The following is a 23,208-nucleotide window of genomic DNA, read 5'->3' on the forward strand; positions in this document are numbered from 1 at the left end:
GATTACGAATGCTGTTTCTGCGGCGGGGTGGGGCCATGGCCACTTTTCTCATGCATGGTCTGCGGCTTGCCGGAGAACAAGAAACGCAGGATCGGAATGCGTTTGTGGATCTCATACAGCATAAAGGCGATACCGAAGACAAACACCAGCCCCAGCAGGAAGCCTACCCAGTCGTTATTGATTTTCGGCGTGATAAATGCGCCATAAATCAGCGTCAGCGGGTGGTGAACCAGATAGATGAACAGGGAAGAGTTCACCAAATAGGTTATCCACGGCGACTGGAAGTTCAGGACATAGTGGCTGAAGGAGAACACCACGTTGACCATCAAAATGCCCAGCAGTGAGGTGATAATGGCATCAAGTTCCATCGAGTAAAGCTGCGGCGTGTTGACGTGTTGGTTAAACATGTAGGCCACAAACAGGAACAGGCTGACCACGCCGGCCCATCCCGACGGCTTGATGAACAACTCTTTTAGCCAGGTAAACTTGAAGGCAAAGGCGCCGATCACGAAAAATGGCAGATAGAACAGTGTTTGCATCACCACGAAATTGAATGCGCCATTAGAGAGCAGGTCCGGGGCGAAAATATAAATTGCACGATTAAAAGCCGCGTAAATAAAGCCAATAATTAAAAATATAATTGAGAGTTTTCCTAAACTATTGGTTTTGTTTTTAATGGCGGAAATACGATTATTCTTAATTTGTTTAATCGATTTAAATAAGTAAAAGCAGATGCTGGTCAGTATTACCAGCGTCAATAAGAACCACAAATGAGAAACCATTTCCCATACCGTGATATTAATTTTCTGGTACAGACCCAACTGATCCCAGTTAGAGAACTTGTCGGTAAATTTCATCAGGAAGTAGAGCTGCGGCAGGGTGATCAGCGGGAAAGCCGCGGCCAGCGGGATTGCCACGCGCTCAAGGCGGACCTTCAGCCACTTCTGCGAGTCATAGCGCTCGTAGAGCATGTAGGAGAAATAGCCCGAAATGACAAAGAACACCTGCATTCTGAAGGCGTGAATAAAGTCATTAAATATGGTCAGTCCATCCGACGGCACAGCACTGTTTACTGCCCAGATGTGGCTGGAGTAAATCAATGATATATGGAATGGAATGCCGAGCAGCATCAAATAGGCTCGGATAGAGTCCAAAAAGAACTCGCGCTGTTGAGTTTGTGGTTTCATTACGTATCCGTTGTATGAAGCTTATCCTGATTTTAGTGCTTAAATCGCGAACAGGTAATTAGAGACTGGTAAGAAAAAGTTTTCGATCCTTACATTAGCTTAATATTCGTCAAAGGAAGAACCTACTATGTTATCGGACAAGTTTCCATAGCCGGAGTTTCAACGAATTGATATCCTTGTGCCGTTGTGTGCTTAAACGGTTCATCAATGGGATGAACCATCAATCTCTCATGTTGTCGGAAACCTGACAGTTCAATTAAAATAGACTGAATGAGTTAAGCGCACGTAAAGGAGGGGATGTGCCGGGTAAAAATTTTTCCAAAGGGCCACGTATGACTAAAGTCCGTTTGCTGAGTGCCGCAGTGTTGATGTCCATGATTTCTTCATCTGCATGGGCTTTTTCTATTGATGATGTAGCTAAACAAGCAAAAGCGTTAGCTGACAAGGGCTATGAAGCTCCCAAAAGCAACCTGCCGTCTCAATTCCGTGATTTGAAATTTGCGGATTATCAACAAATTCAATTCAACCATGATAAAGCGTACTGGAAAAACCAGAACACGCCTTTCAAGCTTGAGTTCTATCATCAGGGGATGTACTTCGACACTCCGGTGAAAATCAATGAAGTGACGGCCAATACCGTTAAAGAGATTAAATACAATCCCGACTATTTCAATTTTGGCAATGTGAAGCATGATGCTGACACGGTCAAAAACCTCGGCTTTGCCGGTTTCAAAGTACTTTATCCAATTAATAAAGCGGATAAAGATGATGAAATCATGAGCGTGCTGGGTGCCAGCTATTTCCGCGTTATTGGTAAAGGTCAGGTGTATGGCCTGTCTGCCCGCGGCTTGGCTATCGACACCGCGCTGGCCTCTGGTGAAGAATTCCCTCGCTTCCGTGAGTTCTGGATTGAGCGCCCAAATCCAGATGAAAAGCACTTAGTCATTTACGCCTTGCTCGACTCTCCTCGTGCAACCGGTGCTTATCGCCTCGACGTTTATCCGGGTAAAGAAGCGACCGTTGACGTGCAATCCAAAGTTTACCTGCGCGACAAAGTCGGCAAACTGGGTATTGCTCCGCTGACCAGCATGTACTTGTTTGGTGCTAACCAGCCTTCGCCGGTGATGAACTACCGCCCAGCGCTGCATGACTCCAACGGTCTTTCAATTCAAGCCGGCAATGGTGAATGGATTTGGCGTCCGCTGAATAATCCAAAACACCTGTCCGTGAGTCAGTTCACCATGGAAAATCCAAAAGGCTTTGGTCTGCTGCAACGCGGCCGTGACTTCTCCAACTTCGAGGATTTAGACGATCGTTACGATCTGCGTCCAAGTGGCTGGGTAGAAACCAAAGGCGATTGGGGCAAAGGCAAAATCGAGCTGGTGGAAATTCCAACTGCCGATGAAACCAATGACAACATCGTGGCTTTCTGGACTCCGGATCAATTGCCAGAAGTGGGTAAACCTTTAGATCTGAACTATCGCCTGCACTTCAGCCGTGAAGAAGAGAAATTGCACTCTCCTGATCTGGCGTGGGTACAGCGCACCATGCGTTCAACGGGGGACGTTAAGCAGTCCAACCTGACACGTGATGCAGACGGTAGCGTGGCGTTCCTGGTGGACTTTGTCGGCCCTAACCTGAAAGCGCTGAAAGATGACACCCCGGTCGCTTCGCAGGTGAGTGTCGGTGACAACGGTGATCTGGTAGAAAATAATGTCCGCTATAATCCAGTAACTAAAGGCTGGCGTTTAACGCTGCGCCTGAAAGTGAAAGATCCTAAGAAGCCAATCGAAATGCGCGCTTCTCTGGTTAATGGCGAGAAAACACTGAGTGAAACTTGGAGCTATCAGCTGCCTGCCAATGAATAAGTCAACGCATTCTACTCAAGATTACGTGAAGGCTTTGCCGCTCTCTGAAGAGCAGAAAGCGGCGCTAATTCAGCAACTCCCTCCTTCCGAGGGAGAAGCCTTTGCTACCGTTCACCGCCTAATCGGCGGTGAATCAACGATGACTACTGACGTTTCCGACGCTGATGCCCCTCTGCTTTCCGTTAAGACGCGTGTGGCAGGAAGCTGGCCAGACGCCATGGAAAACGGCAGCTTGTCTGAAGTAGACAACGAAGGCCGCACCATTTTGAATGCCATGCCGCCGGTGAAGCGTTCCAGCATGTTCCCTGATGTTTGGCGTACCAACCCGGTAGGGCGTTTCTGGGACAGTCTGCGGGGGCGCAGCACCGTTTCCCGTCGCGACGGCTCATCTGAAATGCCAGAGTCGGAAAAAAGATGGCGTCACGCCGGTTCAGTGCGTCGCTACATTCTGCTGGTGTTGATGCTGGTACAAACCGCCATCGCCACCTGGTACATGAAAACCATCTTGCCATATCAGGGCTGGGCGCTCATCGACCCCGCAGATATGTTGAATCAAGACTGGTTGCAATCCGTCTTACAGTTGCTGCCTTATGTCTTGCAGACCGGGATTCTGGTGCTGTTCGCCATCCTGTTCTGTTGGGTTTCGGCGGGCTTCTGGACCGCGCTGATGGGCTTCTTACAGCTGCTGATCGGGCGCGATAAATACAGTATTACCGCCTCGACGACCGGTAATGAGCCGCTGAACCCGAACAATCGCACCGCGCTTATCATGCCGATTTGTAATGAAGACGTAGAACGCGTATTCGCGGGCTTACGTGCGACTTATGAATCCGTGAAAGCTACCGGCGATCTCGACCAGTTCGACATCTACGTCCTGAGTGACAGTTACGACCCGGATATCTGCGTGGCCGAGCAAAAGGCGTGGATGGAAGTGTGTCGCGACGTTGATGGCCATGGCCGCATCTTCTATCGTCGCCGTCGCCGCCGTGTAAAACGTAAAAGCGGTAACATCGATGACTGGTGCCGTCGCTGGGGCGGGGAATATGCCTACATGGTTATTCTCGACGCCGACAGCGTCATGAGTGGCGAATGTCTGACGGGCCTGGCGCGTCTGATGGACGCCAACCCGAACGCCGGTATTATCCAGTCTGCCCCTAAGGCGTCTGGCATGGATACGCTGTACGCGCGCTGTCAGCAGTTTGCCACTCGCGTTTACGGCCCGCTGTTCACCGCTGGCCTGCATTTCTGGCAGTTGGGTGAGTCTCACTACTGGGGCCACAATGCCATTATCCGCGTGAAACCTTTCATTGAGCACTGCGCCCTTGCGCCGCTGCCGGGTGAAGGTTCCTTCGCGGGTTCTATCATGTCCCATGACTTCGTCGAAGCTGCCTTGATGCGTCGCGCGGGTTGGGGCGTGTGGATTGCTTATGACCTGCCGGGCAGTTATGAAGAGTTGCCACCGAACCTGCTGGACGAGCTGAAACGCGACCGCCGCTGGTGTCACGGTAACCTGATGAACTTCCGTCTGTTCTTAGTTAAAGGCATGCACCCGGTGCACCGCGCGGTGTTCCTGACGGGCGTGATGTCCTACCTGTCTGCTCCGCTGTGGTTTATGTTCCTGGCGCTATCTACCGCGCTGCAAGTGGTGCATACACTGATGGAGCCGCAATACTTCCTGCAGCCAAGGCAGCTGTTCCCGGTCTGGCCGCAATGGCGTCCTGAGCTGGCGATAGCCCTGTTCTCCACCACGTTGGTGCTGCTGTTCTTACCTAAATTGCTGAGTATTGTGCTGATTTGGGCCAAGGGCGCGAAAGAGTATGGCGGCGGCATTCGTCTGTTCTTCTCTATGCTGCTTGAGATGCTGTTCTCCGTCTTGCTGGCTCCAGTGCGCATGCTGTTCCACACCGTCTTCGTGGTGAGCGCGTTCTTGGGTTGGGAAGTGGTGTGGAACTCTCCACAGCGTGATGATGACGACACTCCTTGGGGCGAAGCCTTCAAGCGCCACGGTTCGCAACTGCTGTTGGGTGCCGTGTGGGCTGGCGGGATGGCGTGGCTGGACCTGCGCTTCCTGTGGTGGTTGGCGCCAATCGTCTTCTCCCTGATTCTGTCGCCGTTCGTTTCGGTGCTGTCGAGTCGTGCAACGCTGGGTATTAAGAGCAAGAAAGCCAAACTGTTCTTGATCCCTGAAGAGTACAACCCGCCACGCGAGCTGGTGGCGACTGACGAATACCTGATGCTGAACCGTTCTCGTTCGCTGAAAAACGGCTTCATGCACGCGGTATTTGACCCAAGCTTCAATGCACTGGCAACGGCCATGGCGACCTCGCGTCACCTGCTGCGCCCAAGCATTGAGAATGGCCGTCAGTATCGTCTGGAGCAGGCATTCAACACCGGGCCGAAAGCCTTGAGTAAAGCAGACCGTCTGGTCCTGCTGAGTGACCCGGTGATCATGGCACGCCTGCACTCTGCGGTCTGGACTCAACCTGATCAACACGCGTGGAGCGCCTACTACAGCGAGCTGCCGCGTAACGTTCAGGCTTTCCCTGAGACACAGACTCTGGAAGCCAAGCCGGTCTAAATGCCTTGAGTTAACGCTGTTGTAAAGCACAACGGTGAGAGAGATAAAAGGCAGGATGCATCAGCATCCTGCCTTTTTTATGAGTGGTTTTTTATCAGCGGGGAAGGGTGTGACAAGACATTCAATGCTACGCGCTGTCGCCCTCGGGGCGCTGGTCGTTACCCTGACAGGCTGCGGCAGCATTATCAGCCGAACCGTTCCGGGGCAGGGGCACGGTAATCAATATTATCCGGGCGTGCAGTGGGACGTGCGAGACGGCCCGTGGCGCTATGTCACTATTATCGACGTTCCGCTGTCGATGATTGTCGACACCTTCATGCTGCCGATTGACGCCCGCCACGGGCCATATGAGTGAGGGATTGCTTCGGGCGTTAGTCTATATCCTTGCCCGGGTAATCATCCTCATCATCCCACTCATCGGCCGCGGCTTTGCCCTCTTCGGTATCTAAGGGCGGCTCATACTGATATTCACCTTCGTCCCATTCGTAGAGCGTACCTTCGTCCAGCCACTCCTCCTCCAGCTCTTGCGCGTCGTAGTCGCCATCAAAAATAGCCTGAGCCGCCTCGCCGCTGCGGAAATTGGTGCTCTCAACGGCATCGCCATCGCGGGTAAAGAACTCAGCTTCCCACATGATATCGCCGTCCTGCATCACATACTTTTGCAGGTTGAACTGTTCAGGGATCGCCTCTTCATCGTTATCGGTGGCGTCTCGCGCAGCCTCAAGAAACACTTCTCGGGCGGCATCAACGGCTTCTTCTAAGGTTGCATACATGCTCATCTTTTTCTCCTGAGTTGCTTTAATGAGGATGGTGGATAATGTTTAATGCGTTAGTTATTAGGCGCTAACGGCTGAGTTATAAAATTCTGTGTGTTTTCTAACTCACTAATTGTTGACGCTATGGCTGAGGTTGCAAGTTTTCACCGGCTAATAACGCAGAAATTAACCGTTTTTTGCTTTTTTCAGACCACTTCACCCACAAGGAGATTGGCGCTCATGATTTCACGGCAGGCCGTTTTGCGCATTGCTCGCCCCACCGACAATATTCGGATCATCGCGCAGATGTATCAGCAGGGGTTGGGGTTTGAGCTGTTAGGGTAGTTTGAAAATTCGGATGAAACCGGCAGCACCTTTGAAGATGCTGACGGTTATCGCGTGGTCTTGGCGCGGCGCGACTGGACGGTCTGATTTACTCCGCCGTCACTTCGCGTTGGCGGCGTTGCAGGCTCCAGTAGGAGTAAACGGCGTTAAAAAGCACCACCACGGCAGTGACGCAAAACACCGTGCGGAAGCCGTAGCTTGCGGAGACGGCGGCACCTAGTAGCGGGCCGGTCACGTTACCCACGTCGCGGAACGACTGGTTATAGCTGAACACTCGCCCGGCGACCTGATTAGTACAGTTATAGATAAGCAAAGTTTGCACCGCAGGCAGCAGCGCCCCGTCAGCCGCGCCAAGCATAAAGCGCAGGATCCCCAGTTGCAGCGGGTTCTGCACAAAGGCCATCGGAATGAGAAGCAGCACCGACACGCCCAGCATGGCCACCAGAATTTTCTCCGGGCCAATCCTATCCCCCAGCTTACCCAGCCTTGGCGCACTCATCAGCGCCGCCACGCCCGGCACCGAGGCAATCATGCCGCTGATAAAGGCCAGGTTCTGCGTGTTCCCCGCCAGTTCGCGGACGTACAGCGTCAAGATTGGCGCAATCGACCCCGTCGCCACCTGAATAATCATGGTGGTAATGAACAGGCATAGCACTAACTTGGGATTTTTCAGCGAGGCGAAAACCTGTTTGCGATTCAGCATATCCTTCTTGTTAACCGGCATAAACTGTTCGCGAATGAAGTACAACGTCATGATAAAGCACAGGAAAAGCACGAAGGCGGTGATGAAGAACACCGGGCGAAGCCCGTAGCTGTCGGCCAGCAGCCCGCCGACCAGTGGGCCAATCAAAGCGCCGCTAACCGCGCCCGTGGATAAAGTCCCTAGCGCCCAGCCACTTTTATTGCGGGGGATTTGAGTAGCAATCAGCGCGTTGGCGTTGGGCACAAAGCCGCCGAGCAGGCCGAGCAGAGCACGTAACACCAGAAACTGCCAAATATTGGTTGCCAGACCCATCAAGGCCATCACAATCGCCATGCCGAGGGCAGAGCGCAACAGCATGATTTTACGACCTTTACGGTCAGCCAGGCTGCCCCAGAAGGGTGAGGCGATGGCGGAGAACAGGAACGTAATGCTGAAAACCAGGCCGGACCACATGTTCAGGGATTCATGGCCAGTTACACCGAGGGTTTCAACGTACAGGGGCAGGAAGGGCATGATCAGACTGAATGCTGCGCCAGTCAGGAAACATCCTATCCAAGCAACGAAGAGATTTCGCTTCCAATTTATAGGGTCTGGTGCCGTTTCTGCTGCGGGTTCCGATGTCATAAATTACCGATATGAAAGGTCCATTGGCTCTGAGCTGTCGGGCGAGTGCCAGAGCGGATTAACTATCATGCGTTAGGGTGATAATTATGCGCCTATTAATCAGTCACATCAATGATGTTACGGAAAAGTTAACGCAGAAAATAAAATACCGGTTTAAGAATTTTGCTGCATTGCAAAAGATCAATGATTAGCGAGATAAGTATTACGCAGAGGGCAGGAGGCAGGGCTGGGAAAGCCCAAGGCAGTGCACCTTGGGCGGCAAAACGCAGGCATTATTCGAGAGCTTGATATAAAGAAGGTTCACCCTCTGGACGGGTTTTAAAGCGACGGTGCAGCCACATGTACTGCTCAGGCGCGAGGCGAATCTCATCCTCAACCACTTTATTCATATAAGCCGCAGCGACCACTTCATCTTCCAGCGGGAAGTTTTCAACTGCCGGATGAAGAAGTAACTCATAGCCCTTACCGTTTTCCAAACGGCGCGGCGTGAACGGGATGATCGCCGGTTTACCCATGCGAGCCAGCAGGTAAGTCCCGGTGGTGGTCGCGGCTTTGTCCACGGCGAAGAAGGGCACGAAGACGCTGCTGCGCGGGCCGTAGTCGTGGTCCGGCGCGTACCAGATGATGTCACCCTGTTTCAGGCTGCGGATCATGCCTTTCAGGTCTTTGCGGTCGATCATCGCTTTATTGGAGCGCATGCGGCCTTTAGTCTGGATCCAATCCATCAGTTTGTTATCGTGCGGGCGATAGACCCCAACCCCCGGATTATGGATGCCGAAGATGCGCGCGCCGAGTTCCAGCGTCAGGAAGTGGACGCCGATCAGCAATACGCCTTGCTGGTTGTCTCGCGCTTTCTGGATGTGCTCAAGCCCGCTGACTTTGAACCAGCGTTCAATACGCCGGTCTGGCCAGAACCACGCCATGCCCGTTTCAAACAGCCCCATCCCCACGGATTCAAAATTCTTCAGCACCATATGGTCGCGCTGTTCAGGGCTCATTTCTGGGAAGCAGAGTTCGAGATTGCGTTGGGCAATATTAAAGCGTCGTCTTAAAAAACGCATAGAAAAACGGCCTAGCCCGGTACCCAGGCGATAAATCACCGGGTACGGCAGAAGCACCAGCAGGTAAAGCAGGCCTAATCCTAGCCATGTTATCCAATAACGTGGATGCAGTAGTGAACGTGTAAAGGTCGGTACCTGAGTCATAAAATCTCTGCGTCAATGTGTCGAAGTAAGAAGATATAAGCTCTGTCTATATGCAGTAGCCAGCCACAGAAAACACACCACAACCCGGCTTTCATAGCCGCTGCGAGTCATTCCCTTAAGCGAAGTGACGTATTGTGGCATTTTTTAGGTTTCAGGTGAAAATTAACGGCATGAATAGTTCATTTGTTAGCTATCTGCCTATCAATAGCGCAAAGGGCGCCGCTTTTGTGAGCAAGCCCAGAATCATCGTACGGTTAAGATCGTTTGAATATCGGCAGACATCGCTATTTTGTCAATTTTCCACGTCATAAAATTTGATTTAAAAAAGGCTGAATTAACACAAATTGAAGGCGTGCTGGTTTTTACAATAAAAAAGGGCAACTTGCGTTGCCCCTCTTATTAATAATAATGCGCTTAAACTCTGATTATTCTGACCAGAATAACCCTTTAACATTGTGCGGCTCGCTGCGCCAATATTGCTTCGGTGCTGAAACTTTTGCGCCAAGTTTAGCCGCGGCGTGCCACGGCCAGCGCGGGTTATAGAGAATTCCGCGTGCCAGAGCCACCATATCCGCCTGACCTGTGCCAACAATAGCTTCGGCCTGATCTGGCTCCGTTATCAGCCCTACGGCGATCACCGGCGTGCTGACTTCCTGCTTGATGCGCTCGGCAAAGGGCACTTGGTAATTCGGGCCAATGGTGATTTTCTGCTGCGGACTCAGGCCGCCGCTGGAGACGTGAATATAGCTGCAACCCAGCTTTTCTAGCTCTTTCGCCAGCACCACCGACTGCTCTAAGTCCCAGCCACCTTCAACCCAGTCCGTGGCGGAAATACGCACGCCGATAGGCTTGTCGGCAGAAAAGGCCTGACGAATTTCCTGATAGATTTCAAGCAGCAGGCGCATACGGTTTTCCAGCGAGCCGCCGTAGTTATCGGTGCGCTGGTTGGAGAGTGGCGACAGGAACTGGTGCAGCAGATAGCCATGCGCGCCGTGCAGCTCCAGCAGGTCAAAGCCCAGGCGGTCAGCTCTTTTAGCGGATTCCACATAAGCCGCTTTCAGCTGGGCAATGCGTTCTAACGAAATGGCTTCTGGCGTGGCATCGGTATCTGCGAAGGGTATGGCAGAAGGAGCTATGGTCTGCCAGCCGCCTTCTTCCCTCGTCAGCTGCTTGCCACCTTTCCACGGCACGTGGCAGGAGGCCTTGCGTCCGGCGTGGCCCAGCTGTAAGCCGAGAGGAATGTCGCTGTTATCGCGAAGGGAAGCGACCAGATCTTTCATGGCGGCTTCGGTTTCGTCATCCCACAAACCTAAATCTTGGGGCGAGATGCCGCCAATGGCTTCTACCGCGGTGGCTTCGAGGATAAGCAACCCCGCGCCGGAGAAAGAGAGCTGCCCAAGATGAGCATGATGCCAGGTTGTTGCCTTGCCGTTATCAGAAGAGTATTGGCACATCGGGGCAATGATAATGCGGTTAGCTAATGTCAGATTACCTAGCGAGATGGGTTGGAAAAGCTTACTCATAGTTTCCTCATTATCTTGGTTTAATGGCTGAGAATTCACCCTAACTCATTTGAGATTATCCCATTTCCCGCGCTTTGCCTTAGCACTTGCCGCCTTTCCTCAACCTTTTAACCGAAATTTTGCAACGGAAGATGTCGAAAATGTTGGTTTAATGTATGATGTTGCCGCTCGAAAAGTGGTGCTGTGGCCCATTACCAGCCCCGCTGATTAACTAAGCATTAACCTCGAAAGACAGGAAAGTACACCATGCCAGTGTTACATAACCGAATTTCTAACGAGGAACTGAAGGCGCGCATGTTGGCTGAAACTGAGCCGCGTACCACGGTTTCTTTTTATAAATACTTCCACCTCGAAGACCCAAAAGCCTTCCGCGACATGCTCTACGTCTGCCTGACCAAACTTAATGTCTTTGGTCGAATCTATGTGGCACACGAAGGGATCAACGCGCAAATCAGCGTGCCAAACAATCAGTTCGAAGCGTTCAAAACCGCGCTTTTCGCTAGCCATCCTGCATTGGACCAGATTCGTTTGAATATCGCTTTGGAAGACGATGGCAAATCCTTCTGGGTTCTGCGTCTTAAAGTGCGCGATCGCATCGTGGCTGACGGCATTGAGGACGATACCTTTGACCCGTCGAACGTCGGGAAATATCTCAAAGCCGAAGAAGTCAACGCGATGATTGACGACCCCGACGCGCTGTTTGTCGACATGCGTAACCACTACGAATATGAAGTGGGCCATTTTGACAAGGCGATTGAAGTACCTTCAGACACTTTCCGCGACCAACTGCCGATGGCGGTGGACATGCTGAAAGAAGATAAAGAGAAGAAAATCGTCATGTACTGCACCGGCGGCATTCGCTGCGAAAAAGCCAGTGCTTATATGATGCATAACGGTTTTAAAAATGTTTATCATGTTGAAGGTGGCATCATCGAGTACGCCCGTCGTGCCAAAGAGCAGGGCCTGCCGGTCAAATTCAAAGGTAAGAACTTTGTGTTTGACGAACGCATGGGCGAGCGCATTTCAGACGACGTCATTGCCCACTGCCACCAGTGCGGCGCCGAGTGCGACAGCCACACCAACTGCCTTAACGACGGCTGCCATCTGCTGTTCATCCAGTGCCCCAGCTGCGCGGCCAAGTTTGAGGGATGCTGTAGCGAAATGTGCCAGACCGAGCTGAAATTGCCGCTAGAAGAACAGCGTGCACTGCGAGCCGGGCGGGAAAATGGTATTAAAGTCTTCAATAAGTCCAAAGGTCTTTTGCAGACCACCATGCACATTCCGGCACCTGAAAAACAGTAATTTGCCAGTATGAAGTGAAAAGGGCCTGTATCAGATACAGGCCCTTTTTTTAGCGAGAATGCCAGGCGAAATTACTTCTCCTGAACCCCTTCCACCGAGATGATTAGCTCCACTTCTTGCGAGGCCGGTCCCAAATCGGTCGTGATGCCGTAATCTTTCAGCTTGATGTTCCCTGCCGCTTCAAAGCCTGCACGGTAGCCGCCCCACGGATCTTTACCCTGGCCGAGCAACTTAGCTTGCAGAGTCACAGGCTTGGTGACGCCGTTTAGCGTTAAATCGCCAGTGACAGCCAGACCATCACCTTCTTTTGTCACCGACGTTGAGGTGAAGGTCGCCTGCGGGTGCTTGGTGACATTAAGGAATTCGGCACTGCGCAAATGCTTGTCGCGCTCGGCATGGTTGGTGAAGACGCTGGTGGTATTAATGGTGACATTCACCTTGTCAGCCGATGGGTCTTTCTCATCGAAGGTAAAACCGCCGTCGAAATCATTAAAGCTGCCGTACAGCCAGCTGTAACCCAAGTGCTTGATACGAAACTCGATAAAGGCGTGCTGCCCCTCTTTATCAATCTTATAGTTAGCCGCCGTTGCGCTACCAGCAGCGAGTAACAAAGACGCCAGCGTTAAGCCCAGAGTGGTTTTTTTGAACATGATGATCCTCCATTATCCAACAAGTTAATCGGAACGCGGCCGTTGCCCCAGCATGCGGGTTAGGGTGATGTCCCGGTCAATAAAATGATGTTTAAGCGCCGCAAGGCCGTGAAGTACAGAAACAATGACGATGCCCCAAGCCACCCAGAGATGAATCACGCCCGCGATGTCTGCCTGCTGGTTCAAACCAAACAGGGTGGCGGGGATCTCAAACCAGCCAAAGACGCTAATGGGCTGACCTTCGGCAGTGGAAATGAGATAGCCACTGATCAAAATGGTGAACAAGCCAACAAACAGCACCACGTGGGCCAGCCAGGCACCAAGGCGTGTTGCCTTGCTGTAGCTTTTTAACGGGGAAGGGGGCGGAGAGAGACAACGCCAAACCAGACGCAAGACCATCACCGCGAAAACGCAGACGCCGATGCTTTTATGCAGCTCGGGCGCACGGTGATACCAACCATCGTAATACCCCAGCCCGACCATCCATAGCCCCAAGGCAAACATGGCATAAAAAGCCACAGCAACCAGCCAATGCATCAGCACGGAAAGATGGCCAAATTGAACGGGTGTGTTTTTCCACTGCACGGCAATTCCTTAATTAAGCAGCATCCTTTAAATGAAAATAAACATGTGGAAACATTTAATCAATAATAAATCCCAATCTATTTAACTTATTTAAACTTGTTCTTTATATTTGAATAAGATTCATGGTTTTTATTCAATGGCGCAGTGTTAAATATAGGTATTCAGATAAGGTTGGCTTTTTGTCAGGTTTTGCAAGGCTTGGTAAAGTTATTTATATATCAATATATTTGATATAAAAAACACATTCTTCGCTAATTTTTCCTCCTTTTTTAGTTTTGCATAGCTAATTTGGCGATATGCTACTCTTTGAAATGTAAATTCCGGAGTGGCATAAGAAGATAAGTCATACTAATTAAATCAGCAGCTAATCGCGTGACGAGACTCAATATAAGCAATAAAGGGAGAGATGAATGGCCAAGTCCGTGGTGACGGTAAAGGGTTTGAAGATCGCCATTATGATGGGCATGCTGGTGATCATCTTCGCAGGGATCAAATCGGCGGCGGATATTATCGTGCCTTTTATTCTGGCACTGTTTTTGGCTTTCGTGTTCAACCCGCTGATTGTTCGCCTGGAGCGAATTCGTTTTCCACGCCCTCTGGCCGTTCTGTTAGTCGCGGCCATTGTCGTCATGCTGATGGTTTTCCTTACCAGTATGCTGATTGTGACGCTCAATGACTTTGGCCGCACGCTGCCACAATACCGTGGCCTGATTTCGCAGAAGTTCGAAGATTTGCAGAGCCTTTTACAGATTAATGGCCTGGGTTTTTCCTTTGAAACGCTGGCCGGGTATTTTGATCCTGGCTATGCCATCAACCTGATTAGTCGCCTTATCACTCATCTTTCTAATGCCATGGCGGGCGTTTTCCTGTTGGTCATGACCGTCGTATTTATGCTGCTTGAAGTGCCGCAGTTGCCCTACAAGTTAAATCAGTTATCCGAAAACAGAGCACAGGGAGCGGGAAGTATTCAACGCGCTTTAGACAGCGTGACGCGCTATCTGGTGATCAAAACGTTAATTAGCATAGCCACCGGGTTAACGATTTGGGCATTGCTGGCTTTGCTCGGAGTACGTTTTGCTTTTCTCTGGGGCTTATTAGCCTTTGCATTAAATTATATCCCTAACATTGGTTCGATAATTGCCGCCATTCCGCCGATCATTCAGGCTTTTTTATTTAATGGTGTCAGTGAGGGGATAACCTTAATTGCCGGTTATTTGGCGATAAATCTTATTATTGGCAATATTGTTGAGCCGAGAATATTAGGAAAAGGTTTGGGGTTATCCACTTTAGTTGTATTCATGTCATTAATATTCTGGGGCTGGCTGATGGGACCGGTAGGAATGCTACTTTCGGTGCCGCTAACCATTGTGCTGAAGATTGCATTTGAACCTACGGTAGCGGGGCATAAGATTGCTGTACTGCTCGGGGATGGTAAGCCGGCCAAGTAAAATTGAAGAGATCTAAACAAAGAGAAAGAAAGGTCTTTCTCTTTGTTTTTTATGGTGTTTTATTGTTTGTAGAGCGTCAGGATTTCGTCTTTTATCTGCCGACTGATAGGCGCGCGAGCTGATTCGTTGATCGGCCAAAAAAGGTATTTGATAAAATTATACACAAAACAGAACTCGAGCCTGTTTCTCACTTTAATTTTCTGCGCCAGATGGCGTTTATGCACATATACCGTTCTATTACTGATCTCAAGCTTGCGCGCAATCTTGTGATTGGGCATTTCCGACATCCAGTAATTCATCACCAGTATTTCTTGCTCGCTAAAGATACAGCGAGTGTTATAAGGCGGATAATAGGTGCTACCTTCAGCGATGGTTTTCAACAAGGTCGTCACAAGCTGTTTATTAAGAATATAAACATCGTTAGTGATGTGTACCGGATGGTTAGTGACAGGATATTGCGAATCCAGATAACAAAACATTGCCGTATCTTGCAGAAGATCGAGGAAGGTTTTTATTTCTGTCGAGAATTTCGAGTTTTGGCAAAGCTGGGTGATATTAATCAGCACCAGCTCAGGGTTAAATTGCGTCATGTGAGGAATAGCATCGGCAATGCTCACAAAGTCGAGAATTTCTATCTGATTGTTATTGAATAAGAAAGAGTGTATTCCGAGACGGGTAAAGCCGCAGGGTTCAATAATTAATATTTTCATAAAACGTCCTTGTCCATGCGCAATCGTTGCGCGACAACCACCACTCCTGTGATAGCTATTGGAAGGATAGATTCATAATGGCAAATGTGTCAATTCGAAAACGCTTGGGGATAAGATTAACGGCCATTCTTGCTAGCTGAATGGCCTTTTGACGATATTTTCTGGTTATTAAAACCGAAAAATAGTTGAGTGATTTTAGTTAAAACGCGAAAGCGAGAAAGGCGTAAAGTCAAACTCGGTTTTTTGGTTTGCACCAAATTGGGCAACGATTTCACCTAATACGCTGGCGAATTTAAAACCATGGCCACTCAAACCTGTGATGATAAGCGTATTGTCATGCTCAGGCAGGGTATCAATAATGAAATCTTCATCGGCAGTCACGTCATAGGTGCAAGCAGCGCCGTGAAGGCAAACGCCGACGCCTGGCAGGTGGTGGCGCAGGAAATTGAACACTTCTGTGCCGTCTGCGGCGATGCTCCCGAAGGGTTTACGCCCTTCAGGGCCAGCGATCGGCTGACCGCCATTGTGTTTGCCCAGCTTCAGGGCATCTTTTACCGCCGGGAAACCATAGTATTGGTCACCGGTGAGGGTCTGGAAAGTAAACGCCGGGAAGTGATTCTCTTCGCTGTAGCGGCCATCGGCGTGGTGCCACGCAAACACCTTGCGCACCGGGCTAACAGGCAGCTCTGGCAGCAGGGTTTTAATCCAGGTGCCAGCCGTTAAAGCAATGCGCGGCGCACGATAGCTGCCTTCATGAGTAGTGACCGTAACGCCGCCATCCTCATTGTAGCTTATCGATTCCACCGGGCATTTAAACAGTTGTGCACAGCCTGCCTCGCGCGCCAGGCGAATATAAGCGGCAACGGCCAGCTCGCTTTGCAGATAGCCCGAATCCTTTTCAAACACACCGCAGTATTCGTCGGAGATAGCAATCAGAGGCCATTTAGCCCTGATCTCCTCGGCGCTCATCGACTGGGTATTCAGTTGATAATCAACGGCGGTGCTTTTTACATTGTTGATGAATTCTGAGTCCAGCGGCCCTATGTTAATTACGCCGCTACGATGAAAAATCTTCTCGCCACTTAGCGTTGCCAGCTCATCCCACAGCTGCTGGGCGCGCAGCACCATCGGCACGTAGCACGCACCTTCGCCATAGGCGTGACGGATAATTCGCGTCTCGCCGTGGTGGCTGCCTTCCTGATGGGGCGGCATGGCGCTGTCTATCATCAATACTTTTAGACCGGCGCGCGTTGCATAGTACCCTGCCGCTGAACCGACAGAACCGCTGCCGACAATAATGAGGTCGTATTGCATTTCAGCTTCCTCTGATGATTTTTAAGAAAATATTGTTGGGCATAATAGAGAGATAGCTCACCGAAAGGCAAGTTAACTCCGGCCAGACAGTGTGGTTAAGTGTGCGCATGTTGCGGTGAGAGCCATAAAAAAAGCACCCTGACATCAATGTGAGGGTGCTTTTAGAGTGGTAGGTGAAAACTAGTGTTTGCGATGGTCAATGTACTCGTACTCGTTCGATTCAATCTTTTCTATACCAGCTTCGAGAATGTTAATCAGTTGTCGCGCTACGTCTGTCGTTAACCACAATGTTCTGTCTACTTTGGCATCTTCTGCCGGTTGGTCTTTTGAAGACAGGTAATGAAGACGTATCATCATTGCATCGTAAGAGTCGACGGTACTGATATCCCAGCCCACAAGTGGGTGTGTTTGAATAACTTCATCATTTCTGTCCATATAGACCCCTTAATTTGTAGTGACTAGCATGAGTAACTAACGAGGATCAATGCGGCTCATTATCTGGTGAGCAATTCCAGTATAAACACTTAAGGAGGCTTTTGGGGGCTATTAATGTTTTTAACAGTAAAAAAAGTGTGATGAAAGATGAATAAAGCGGACGAAAACAATTAAAACAGGGAATAATCTTAGAAATAAGGCAAATGAAAAAAACCGGACAGCGACGCCCGGTAAAAACTGCTCTAGAGAGCCTGGTTATATATCAACCTAATTATTATTTATCCTTTAATGCCGCAATTAAGATTGAGCGATCAATCAGGATCGCGACACTGACGTTATTCATCCGTGGAAAACCACTCGTCGGCGCTTTCCCAGGTTTCTTGCAGAATTTCTTCAATACGATCGCGGTCTGTCTTCGGCGCACCCATAACGGAGAGGTTATTAGAGCCAGCGTAGCGAACCTGAACTTTGTTGTCGGTGTCGGAAAATTGTTGGTTTATCCGTTTACTAAATTCACCTGACAGCGCTTCTAGAGCACCGGCTGGAAGAGGTTTGGTTTTATCGATTGTGACTTCAACACGCATATGACCCCCTGAATTGATATGACTGTATATTTATACAGTCATATTATGCAGTAAGCAAGGGGCACATGGATTTATGTCACCGCCAGACGAGAAACTGCCATCTGGCGGCACTTTCACTTAATGAGAAGTGACTTTCCACTGCAAGGTCTGCCCGGCGAGGAAAGGAACCACCGTCTCATCACCCAAGGCAATTTCTTCCGGCTGGGTCACGGCGACTTTTGTGATTTCGATGAAATCTTCATTCACTGGCAGGCCATAGAAACGCGGGCCGTTCAAAGAGCAGAAAGCTTCCAAATGCTGCAGGGCATTCATCTCTTCAAACACGGTGGCATAGGCAGGGATTGCCAGAGGGGCGTTAAAGCAGCCCGCGCAACCACAGCTCGACTCTTTGCGGCCTTTGGTATGAGGTGCTGAGTCGGTGCCGAGGAAGAAGCGATTAGAGCCGCTGGCGATAACGTCGCGCAGGGCCTGCTGATGCACGTTACGCTTCAAAATCGGCAAGCAGAACAGGTGAGGGCGGATGCCGCCAACCAGCATGTGATTGCGGTTAAACATTAGATGCTGTGGGGTGATAGTCGCGCCAATATACTCATTGCCACTGAGCACGTACTGAGCCGCTTCTTTAGTGGTGATGTGTTCAAAAACAATCTTCAGTTCAGGGAAGTGGGTGCGGATAGGATCCATCACTTCATCGATAAAGCGCGCTTCGCGGTCGAAAATGTCTACGTCGCTATGCGTTACTTCACCGTGGATCAGCAGCGGCATGCCAATCGATTGCATACGCTCGAAAATAGGGTAAATCGCTTTAACGTTGGACACGCCGTGTTGTGAGTTGGTGGTTGCATTTGCCGGGTAAAGTTTGGCGGCGGTAAACACGCCTTCCAGAAAACCACGAGCAACTTCTTCCGGGTCGAGAGAGTCCGTCAAATAGCAGGTCATCAGGGGGGTGAAGTTGTGACCAGCAGGGATAGCCGCGTTGATGCGATCGCGATAAGCCACTGCGGCTGCAACGCTGGTGACCGGCGGTGTCAGATTAGGCATGACGATGGCGCGGGCAAAAACTTCACTGGTATAAGGCAAAACGGTAGCGAGCATTTCATCATCGCGCAGATGAATATGCCAATCGTCTGGGCGGCGAATTTTCAAAACTTGCGGTGTTGCGGTCATCAGGCAGGGCTCCGGCGTTGAAAAGCAATACGTGAATTTCAGATGCATTAACGGCGGGGAACAAGGATAAGCTGAAAACTGTTCAGTTGCATCTGTTTAATAAAGTTAACATTGAAATTGAGGCAAACAGAGGGCCATAGTAGGGGCAGGGTTTCACTAATCCTCATCTTCATCCATATTTAAAGGCTACTGCTAAAGGAGAAGTTATGGAAGTCAGAGTCGTTGCTACCATCGTCGCTAAGCCTGAATTTCTGAAAGAAGTCACGGACGCTATGCACCAGTTGATCGAGCATAGCCGCCAGGAGTTAGGCTGCCTTCAGTATGATTTACACCAGGATATCGACCATCCCGAGACTTTTATTTTCTATGAACGCTGGGCCACGCAAGAAGCTCTGTCCCAGCACAATGAAACTGAGCACTTGGTAGGTTTTGCGCGCTTTATCGAGAAAAAGGTTTCTCGTTTGGACATCAAGCGTCTGAAAAAAATCGGCTAATTCACTTCTTAGCTCGTGAATCTGGACCAATAAAAAACCCGCCGAAGCGGGTTTTTTTATGACCAGAATGCCCTATTACTCAGTTGGCATTGCTGGCTTGGTTGCCGGAGCCGTTGCAGTTGTCACTGCTGCATGGCCACCCGCTGAACCTTTGCCATCAAAGTTGAACTCTGGACGCACCCAGTCACTCTGACGAGCAGGCTCTGGAACATAAGCCGGAGCAGGCGCTTTGGTCATTGGCGCGGTAGCGTGATGTTTGAAGCGCGGAGCAACCACATCGGTAGTGACTGCCTCAGCCTCAGCCGGAGCTGGAGCTGGAGCTGGAGCTGGAGCTGGAGCTGGAGCTTTAACTTCTGCTGGCTGGACGGCTTCAACTTTTGGCTCACTCGCTACAGCCACTGGTTCAACAACAACAGGCTGCTGAGCTTCAGGTTTAACTTCAACCACTGGCGTTGGCTCAACTGGCTCGGCAGTTTCTGCTTCAACCAAAACTGGCTCGTCAGCAACAGGCTGCTCTACAACCTCTGGTTCTGCAGTCACTGATTCTGTTACTTCAGGCTTAGCAACTTCTTCAACCGGAGCCACTGCTGGCGCGGGTTCTTCAACTGCCGGAGCTTGAGTTTCTGCTGGTGCTTCTGCTACTGGCGTTTCAACAGCAGGTTGTTTCTGCGCTTCAACCACTTCAGTGACGACAGGTGCAGGGGTGTTTTCCTGAGCAATTTCAACCTGATTAGTCAGTGTCTCGGCCTTCTCAACCACGGCTGCATGTTCATCTTGCTGTTCAGCGGCCTGAGCCACTGGGTAGCTGATCCACACTTTGCCAGATGCCATTTCTGGCGAAGCGAACGCACCCACTAATGGCATCGGTGACTGTGATGGGTAACGCTCATCACGGTAACGGCGACGACGCTGACCGCTGACGCGAAGGTGGCGAGGTGAACGACGCGAGCGACGTGGCATACCACCTTCGCGGCCGCCTTCGTTCTGACTGTCATCTGTTTCGACTGCCGCAGTTTGCTCAACTTCTGGCTCAGCGCGTGTTTCTTGCGCGGCTGGCGTTACCGTTGGCATGACGCCGGTGATCAACTGCTGGGCAGCTGCTTCAGCTTCATGATCGATTTCAGACTCGAAGCGTACTTTCTGGGAAAGCTGACGACGCTGGCGACGTTGAGTTGGCTGACGATCTTCCTGAGCCGTTTCTTCAACAACGTTAGCGACAACTTCCTGAGCAACAACTTCTTGGACTTTATCTTCTGGGGTATTTTTGCGTTTGTCATCGGAACGACGACGTGAACGATCGCCACGCTCACGGCGCGGAGCTTGCTGCTGCTCGTCGCGAGAAGAGGTGTTTTCTTCTTCGTTACGGGTTTCAGCGGCGACGACAGGTTCTTGATTGCGACGGTTACGACGCTGATCTTCACGCGGCTCGCGATTGTTCTCGCGGTTATCACGGCCTTCGCCACGGTTATCACGATTGTTTTCGCGACCTTCGCTGCGATTATCACGGTTGCCACGCTCACCGCGCTCACCGTTGCGATCGCGACGACCATTGCCCTGACGACGCTGGTTACGACGATCACCGTTACGGCGATTTTCGTTCTCAGTGGTTTCAGGTTCAACTTTCGCTACTTCAACTGGCTTAGCTTCAGCCTGCGGCTCAGAGGCGAACAGACCTTTCAACCCGCTAAAGAAGCGGCTGACCAGACCCGGCTTAGCGGCAGCAGGCGCTGCTACAGAGGCTGGGTGAGTCGGTGCTGCTGGCTGCTCAATGGCTTCAGGACGGTCAAAAGAGCTTGGCGGCGCTTCGCTTTGCAGAGCAAATGCGGCAAGTGCAGGCTGCTCTGGGCGTTTACGCTCAGCAGGCATATCTTCAGAAGGTTGCAGCATTTCTGCTTCATGAATCTGCGGCAGCAAGTAGCTCAGTACCGAGGACTCTTCACCTTTACGTACGCGAAGTACGGAATAGTGAGGTGTTTGCATCTGATCGTTAGGCACGATCACCGCGCGCACGCCGCCTTGACGTTTTTCAATCGCATTGACTGATTCACGTTTTTCGTTCAACAGATACGAAGCAATCGGCACTGGAACAATGGCGTGAACTTCTTTGGTGTTTTCTTTCAACGCTTCTTCTTCGATTAAACGAAGAATCGACAGTGACAGGGATTCGTTATCACGAATGGTCCCGGTACCGGCACAGCGTGGACAGATGTGGTGCGTAGACTCACCCAGAGAAGGGCTGAGACGCTGACGCGACATCTCCAGCAAACCAAAGCGAGAGATACGGCCAATCTGAATGCGAGCACGGTCTTGACGAACGGCATCACGCAGACGGTTTTCAACTTCACGCTGATGGCGCACTGGCGTCATGTCGATGAAGTCGATAACAATCAGGCCACCCAAGTCGCGCAGGCGCAATTGGCGAGCAATTTCGTCTGCTGCTTCAAGGTTGGTGTTGAATGCGGTTTCTTCGATATCGCCGCCGCGCGTTGCACGTGCGGAGTTGATGTCGATAGCGGTCAGGGCTTCGGTGCTGTCGATAACAATGGAACCACCGGAAGGGAGACGCACTTCACGCTGGAACGCAGATTCAATCTGAGATTCAATCTGGTAATGGCTAAACAGCGGGATTTCACCGATGTAAGGCTTAATTTTGCTGCTGAAATCTGGACGACCCAAGGCTGCGATATGCTCTTTAGCCAAATCGAGAATTTTAGGGTTGTCGATCAGGATTTCGCCAATGTCTGGGCGCAGGTAATCGCGGAATGCGCGCACGATGACGTTGCTTTCCTGATGGATCAGGAAGGGAGCAGGGCGGCCTTCGGCGGCTTTTTTGATGGCGTCCCAGTGCTTGAGACGGAAGGTCAAATCCCACTGGAGTGCTTCAGCGGATTTACCTACACCGGCGGTACGCACGATGAGGCCCATGCCGTCTGGCAGTTGCAGCGAAGATAACGCTTCTTTCAGTTCAGTTCGGTCATCACCTTCAATCCGGCGGGAAATACCCCCAGCGCGAGGATTGTTAGGCATTAACACTAAATAGCTACCGGCCAGACTGATGAAGGTCGTCAGTGCTGCACCTTTATTACCACGCTCTTCTTTATCTACCTGAACAATAACTTCCTGACCTTCGCGCAGAACATCTTTGATGTTTGGGCGGCCATGCGAGGAGTAATTGCTAGGGAAGTATTCGCGAGAAATTTCTTTGAGGGGGAGGAAACCATGTCGCTCAGCGCCATAATCAACGAATGCCGCTTCCAGACTTGGTTCAATGCGGGTGATTTTACCCTTGTAAATATTGGCTTTTTTCTGTTCATGACCCGGACTTTCGATATCCAAATCATAGAGCCGCTGTCCATCCACAAGGGCAACGCGCAACTCTTCTTGCTGAGTTGCGTTTATCAACATTCTTTTCATCTTAACTTACTCGTTATTTTTGCATTATTGACAGAGCTGCGGGCAAAATAACCTCATGGCCGGATAAACCGTTGGCCCCGAGTCTTCTCGCAAAGTCGTCAACCTCACGGTTGTCGCTTGCATAGGGGCGCATTATTTCGGTAAGCCTGCTTTTGCCGTATTAACCATACCAGCGTTATGAAAGCAGTACTTTTAGTAGGGGAATAGCTTCTGAATTTAGGTTAACAGATCTCATTCCATTTGCCGGCCAAGCTGCAATCCGCAGCCCGCTAATTGCTTGATTTCACATTACGTCTTACGCCATTGCTGCGCTTTTG

19 protein-coding genes and 1 pseudogene are annotated in these 23,208 nt (G+C 50.7%); 7 read left to right on the forward strand and 13 right to left on the reverse strand.

The window, feature by feature from the left end; all coding sequences use genetic code 11:
• Positions 1–2: 2 nt before the first annotated feature.
• Positions 3–1,187 (reverse strand): glucans biosynthesis protein MdoC, encoded by a 1,185-nt coding sequence (gene mdoC / locus SBO83_RS02235; RefSeq protein WP_396130320.1) that lies wholly within the window; start codon positions 1,185–1,187, stop codon positions 3–5.
• 332 nt (positions 1,188–1,519) lie between these two features.
• On the opposite strand from mdoC, the gene SBO83_RS02240 reads away from it, so the two are divergent.
• The 3 genes from SBO83_RS02240 to SBO83_RS02250 all read left to right on the forward strand — a co-directional run bounded on the left by SBO83_RS02240 (position 1,520) and on the right by SBO83_RS02250 (position 5,988).
• Positions 1,520–3,055: a glucan biosynthesis protein gene (locus tag SBO83_RS02240; protein WP_396130321.1), complete on the forward strand. Its 1,536-nt coding sequence runs from the start codon at positions 1,520–1,522 to the stop codon at positions 3,053–3,055.
• Positions 3,048–5,633 carry a glucans biosynthesis glucosyltransferase MdoH gene (mdoH, locus tag SBO83_RS02245; protein ID WP_396130322.1) on the forward strand — a complete coding sequence of 862 codons (2,586 nt, stop codon included), beginning with the start codon at positions 3,048–3,050 and terminating at the stop codon, positions 5,631–5,633. The genes SBO83_RS02240 and mdoH overlap by 8 nt, the downstream gene beginning before the upstream one ends.
• Before the next feature lie 124 nt (positions 5,634–5,757).
• A complete protein-coding gene (locus tag SBO83_RS02250) occupies positions 5,758–5,988 on the forward strand; it encodes a YceK/YidQ family lipoprotein (protein WP_396130918.1) in 231 nt (76 codons plus the stop codon).
• A gap of 16 nt (positions 5,989–6,004) precedes the next feature.
• Here SBO83_RS02250 and SBO83_RS02255 read toward each other — a convergent pair whose 3' ends face one another.
• Positions 6,005–6,412 carry a MysB family protein gene (locus SBO83_RS02255; protein WP_353502569.1) on the reverse strand — a complete coding sequence of 136 codons (408 nt, stop codon included), beginning with the start codon at positions 6,410–6,412 and terminating at the stop codon, positions 6,005–6,007.
• A gap of 216 nt (positions 6,413–6,628) precedes the next feature.
• Between SBO83_RS02255 and SBO83_RS02260 the strand changes: the two are divergent.
• Positions 6,629–6,730: pseudogene (locus tag SBO83_RS02260) on the forward strand (glyoxalase); the annotation flags it as partial.
• Positions 6,731–6,821: 91 nt separating this feature from the next.
• On the opposite strand, the gene mdtG reads toward SBO83_RS02260, so the two are convergent.
• The 3 genes from mdtG to SBO83_RS02275 all read right to left on the reverse strand — a co-directional run bounded on the left by mdtG (position 6,822) and on the right by SBO83_RS02275 (position 10,788).
• Positions 6,822–8,060 (reverse strand): multidrug efflux MFS transporter MdtG, encoded by a 1,239-nt coding sequence (gene mdtG / locus SBO83_RS02265; RefSeq protein ID WP_396130323.1) that lies wholly within the window; start codon positions 8,058–8,060, stop codon positions 6,822–6,824.
• Between the two features lie 272 nt (positions 8,061–8,332).
• On the reverse strand, positions 8,333–9,265 hold the full coding sequence (locus tag SBO83_RS02270) for a Kdo(2)-lipid IV(A) acyltransferase (RefSeq protein ID WP_353502566.1): 933 nt from the start codon (positions 9,263–9,265) through the stop codon (positions 8,333–8,335).
• A 425-nt stretch (positions 9,266–9,690) separates the two neighbouring features.
• A complete protein-coding gene (locus tag SBO83_RS02275) occupies positions 9,691–10,788 on the reverse strand; it encodes an NADH:flavin oxidoreductase/NADH oxidase (RefSeq protein WP_396130324.1) in 1,098 nt (365 codons plus the stop codon).
• A gap of 246 nt (positions 10,789–11,034) precedes the next feature.
• Here SBO83_RS02275 and trhO point away from each other — a divergent pair, with 246 nt between their 5' ends.
• A complete protein-coding gene (gene trhO / locus SBO83_RS02280) occupies positions 11,035–12,090 on the forward strand; it encodes an oxygen-dependent tRNA uridine(34) hydroxylase TrhO (RefSeq protein WP_396130325.1) in 1,056 nt (351 codons plus the stop codon).
• 71 nt (positions 12,091–12,161) lie between these two features.
• On the opposite strand, the gene SBO83_RS02285 is transcribed toward trhO, so the two are convergent.
• On the reverse strand, positions 12,162–12,740 hold the full coding sequence (locus tag SBO83_RS02285; protein ID WP_396130326.1) for a YceI family protein: 579 nt from the start codon (positions 12,738–12,740) through the stop codon (positions 12,162–12,164).
• Positions 12,741–12,764: 24 nt separating this feature from the next.
• Entirely contained in the window at positions 12,765–13,325 is a 561-nt protein-coding gene (locus SBO83_RS02290) for a cytochrome b/b6 domain-containing protein (RefSeq protein ID WP_396130327.1), read from the reverse strand.
• A gap of 410 nt (positions 13,326–13,735) precedes the next feature.
• Here SBO83_RS02290 and SBO83_RS02295 point away from each other — a divergent pair, with 410 nt between their 5' ends.
• Positions 13,736–14,773 (forward strand): AI-2E family transporter, encoded by a 1,038-nt coding sequence (locus tag SBO83_RS02295; RefSeq protein ID WP_396130328.1) that lies wholly within the window; start codon positions 13,736–13,738, stop codon positions 14,771–14,773.
• A gap of 59 nt (positions 14,774–14,832) precedes the next feature.
• On the opposite strand, the gene SBO83_RS02300 is transcribed toward SBO83_RS02295, so the two are convergent.
• The 5 genes from SBO83_RS02300 to pyrC all read right to left on the reverse strand — a co-directional run bounded on the left by SBO83_RS02300 (position 14,833) and on the right by pyrC (position 18,983).
• A complete protein-coding gene (locus tag SBO83_RS02300) occupies positions 14,833–15,483 on the reverse strand; it encodes a LuxR C-terminal-related transcriptional regulator (protein WP_353502560.1) in 651 nt (216 codons plus the stop codon).
• Between the two features lie 195 nt (positions 15,484–15,678).
• The gene (gene solA / locus SBO83_RS02305; protein ID WP_396130329.1) at positions 15,679–16,797 is read right to left on the reverse strand and encodes an N-methyl-L-tryptophan oxidase; all 1,119 of its coding nucleotides are present in this window, start codon (positions 16,795–16,797) and stop codon (positions 15,679–15,681) included.
• Positions 16,798–16,977: 180 nt separating this feature from the next.
• Positions 16,978–17,232: a biofilm formation regulator BssS gene (bssS, locus tag SBO83_RS02310; RefSeq protein WP_353502558.1), complete on the reverse strand. Its 255-nt coding sequence runs from the start codon at positions 17,230–17,232 to the stop codon at positions 16,978–16,980.
• 335 nt (positions 17,233–17,567) lie between these two features.
• Complete coding sequence (dinI, locus tag SBO83_RS02315; RefSeq protein WP_353502557.1) at positions 17,568–17,816, reverse strand: DNA damage-inducible protein I; 249 nt, start codon at positions 17,814–17,816, stop codon at positions 17,568–17,570.
• Between the two features lie 117 nt (positions 17,817–17,933).
• Positions 17,934–18,983, reverse strand: a complete 1,050-nt coding sequence (gene pyrC / locus SBO83_RS02320; RefSeq protein WP_396130330.1) for a dihydroorotase — start codon at positions 18,981–18,983, stop codon at positions 17,934–17,936.
• 206 nt (positions 18,984–19,189) lie between these two features.
• Between pyrC and SBO83_RS02325 the strand changes: the two genes are divergently transcribed.
• A complete protein-coding gene (locus SBO83_RS02325; RefSeq protein ID WP_396130331.1) occupies positions 19,190–19,477 on the forward strand; it encodes an antibiotic biosynthesis monooxygenase in 288 nt (95 codons plus the stop codon).
• 75 nt (positions 19,478–19,552) lie between these two features.
• Here SBO83_RS02325 and rne read toward each other — a convergent pair whose 3' ends face one another.
• Complete coding sequence (gene rne, locus SBO83_RS02330) at positions 19,553–22,891, reverse strand: ribonuclease E (RefSeq protein WP_396130332.1); 3,339 nt, start codon at positions 22,889–22,891, stop codon at positions 19,553–19,555.
• Positions 22,892–23,208: the final 317 nt, after the last annotated feature.

It is taken from the genome of Ewingella allii (assembly GCF_044430645.1).
Classification (GTDB): domain Bacteria; phylum Pseudomonadota; class Gammaproteobacteria; order Enterobacterales; family Enterobacteriaceae; genus Ewingella; species Ewingella allii.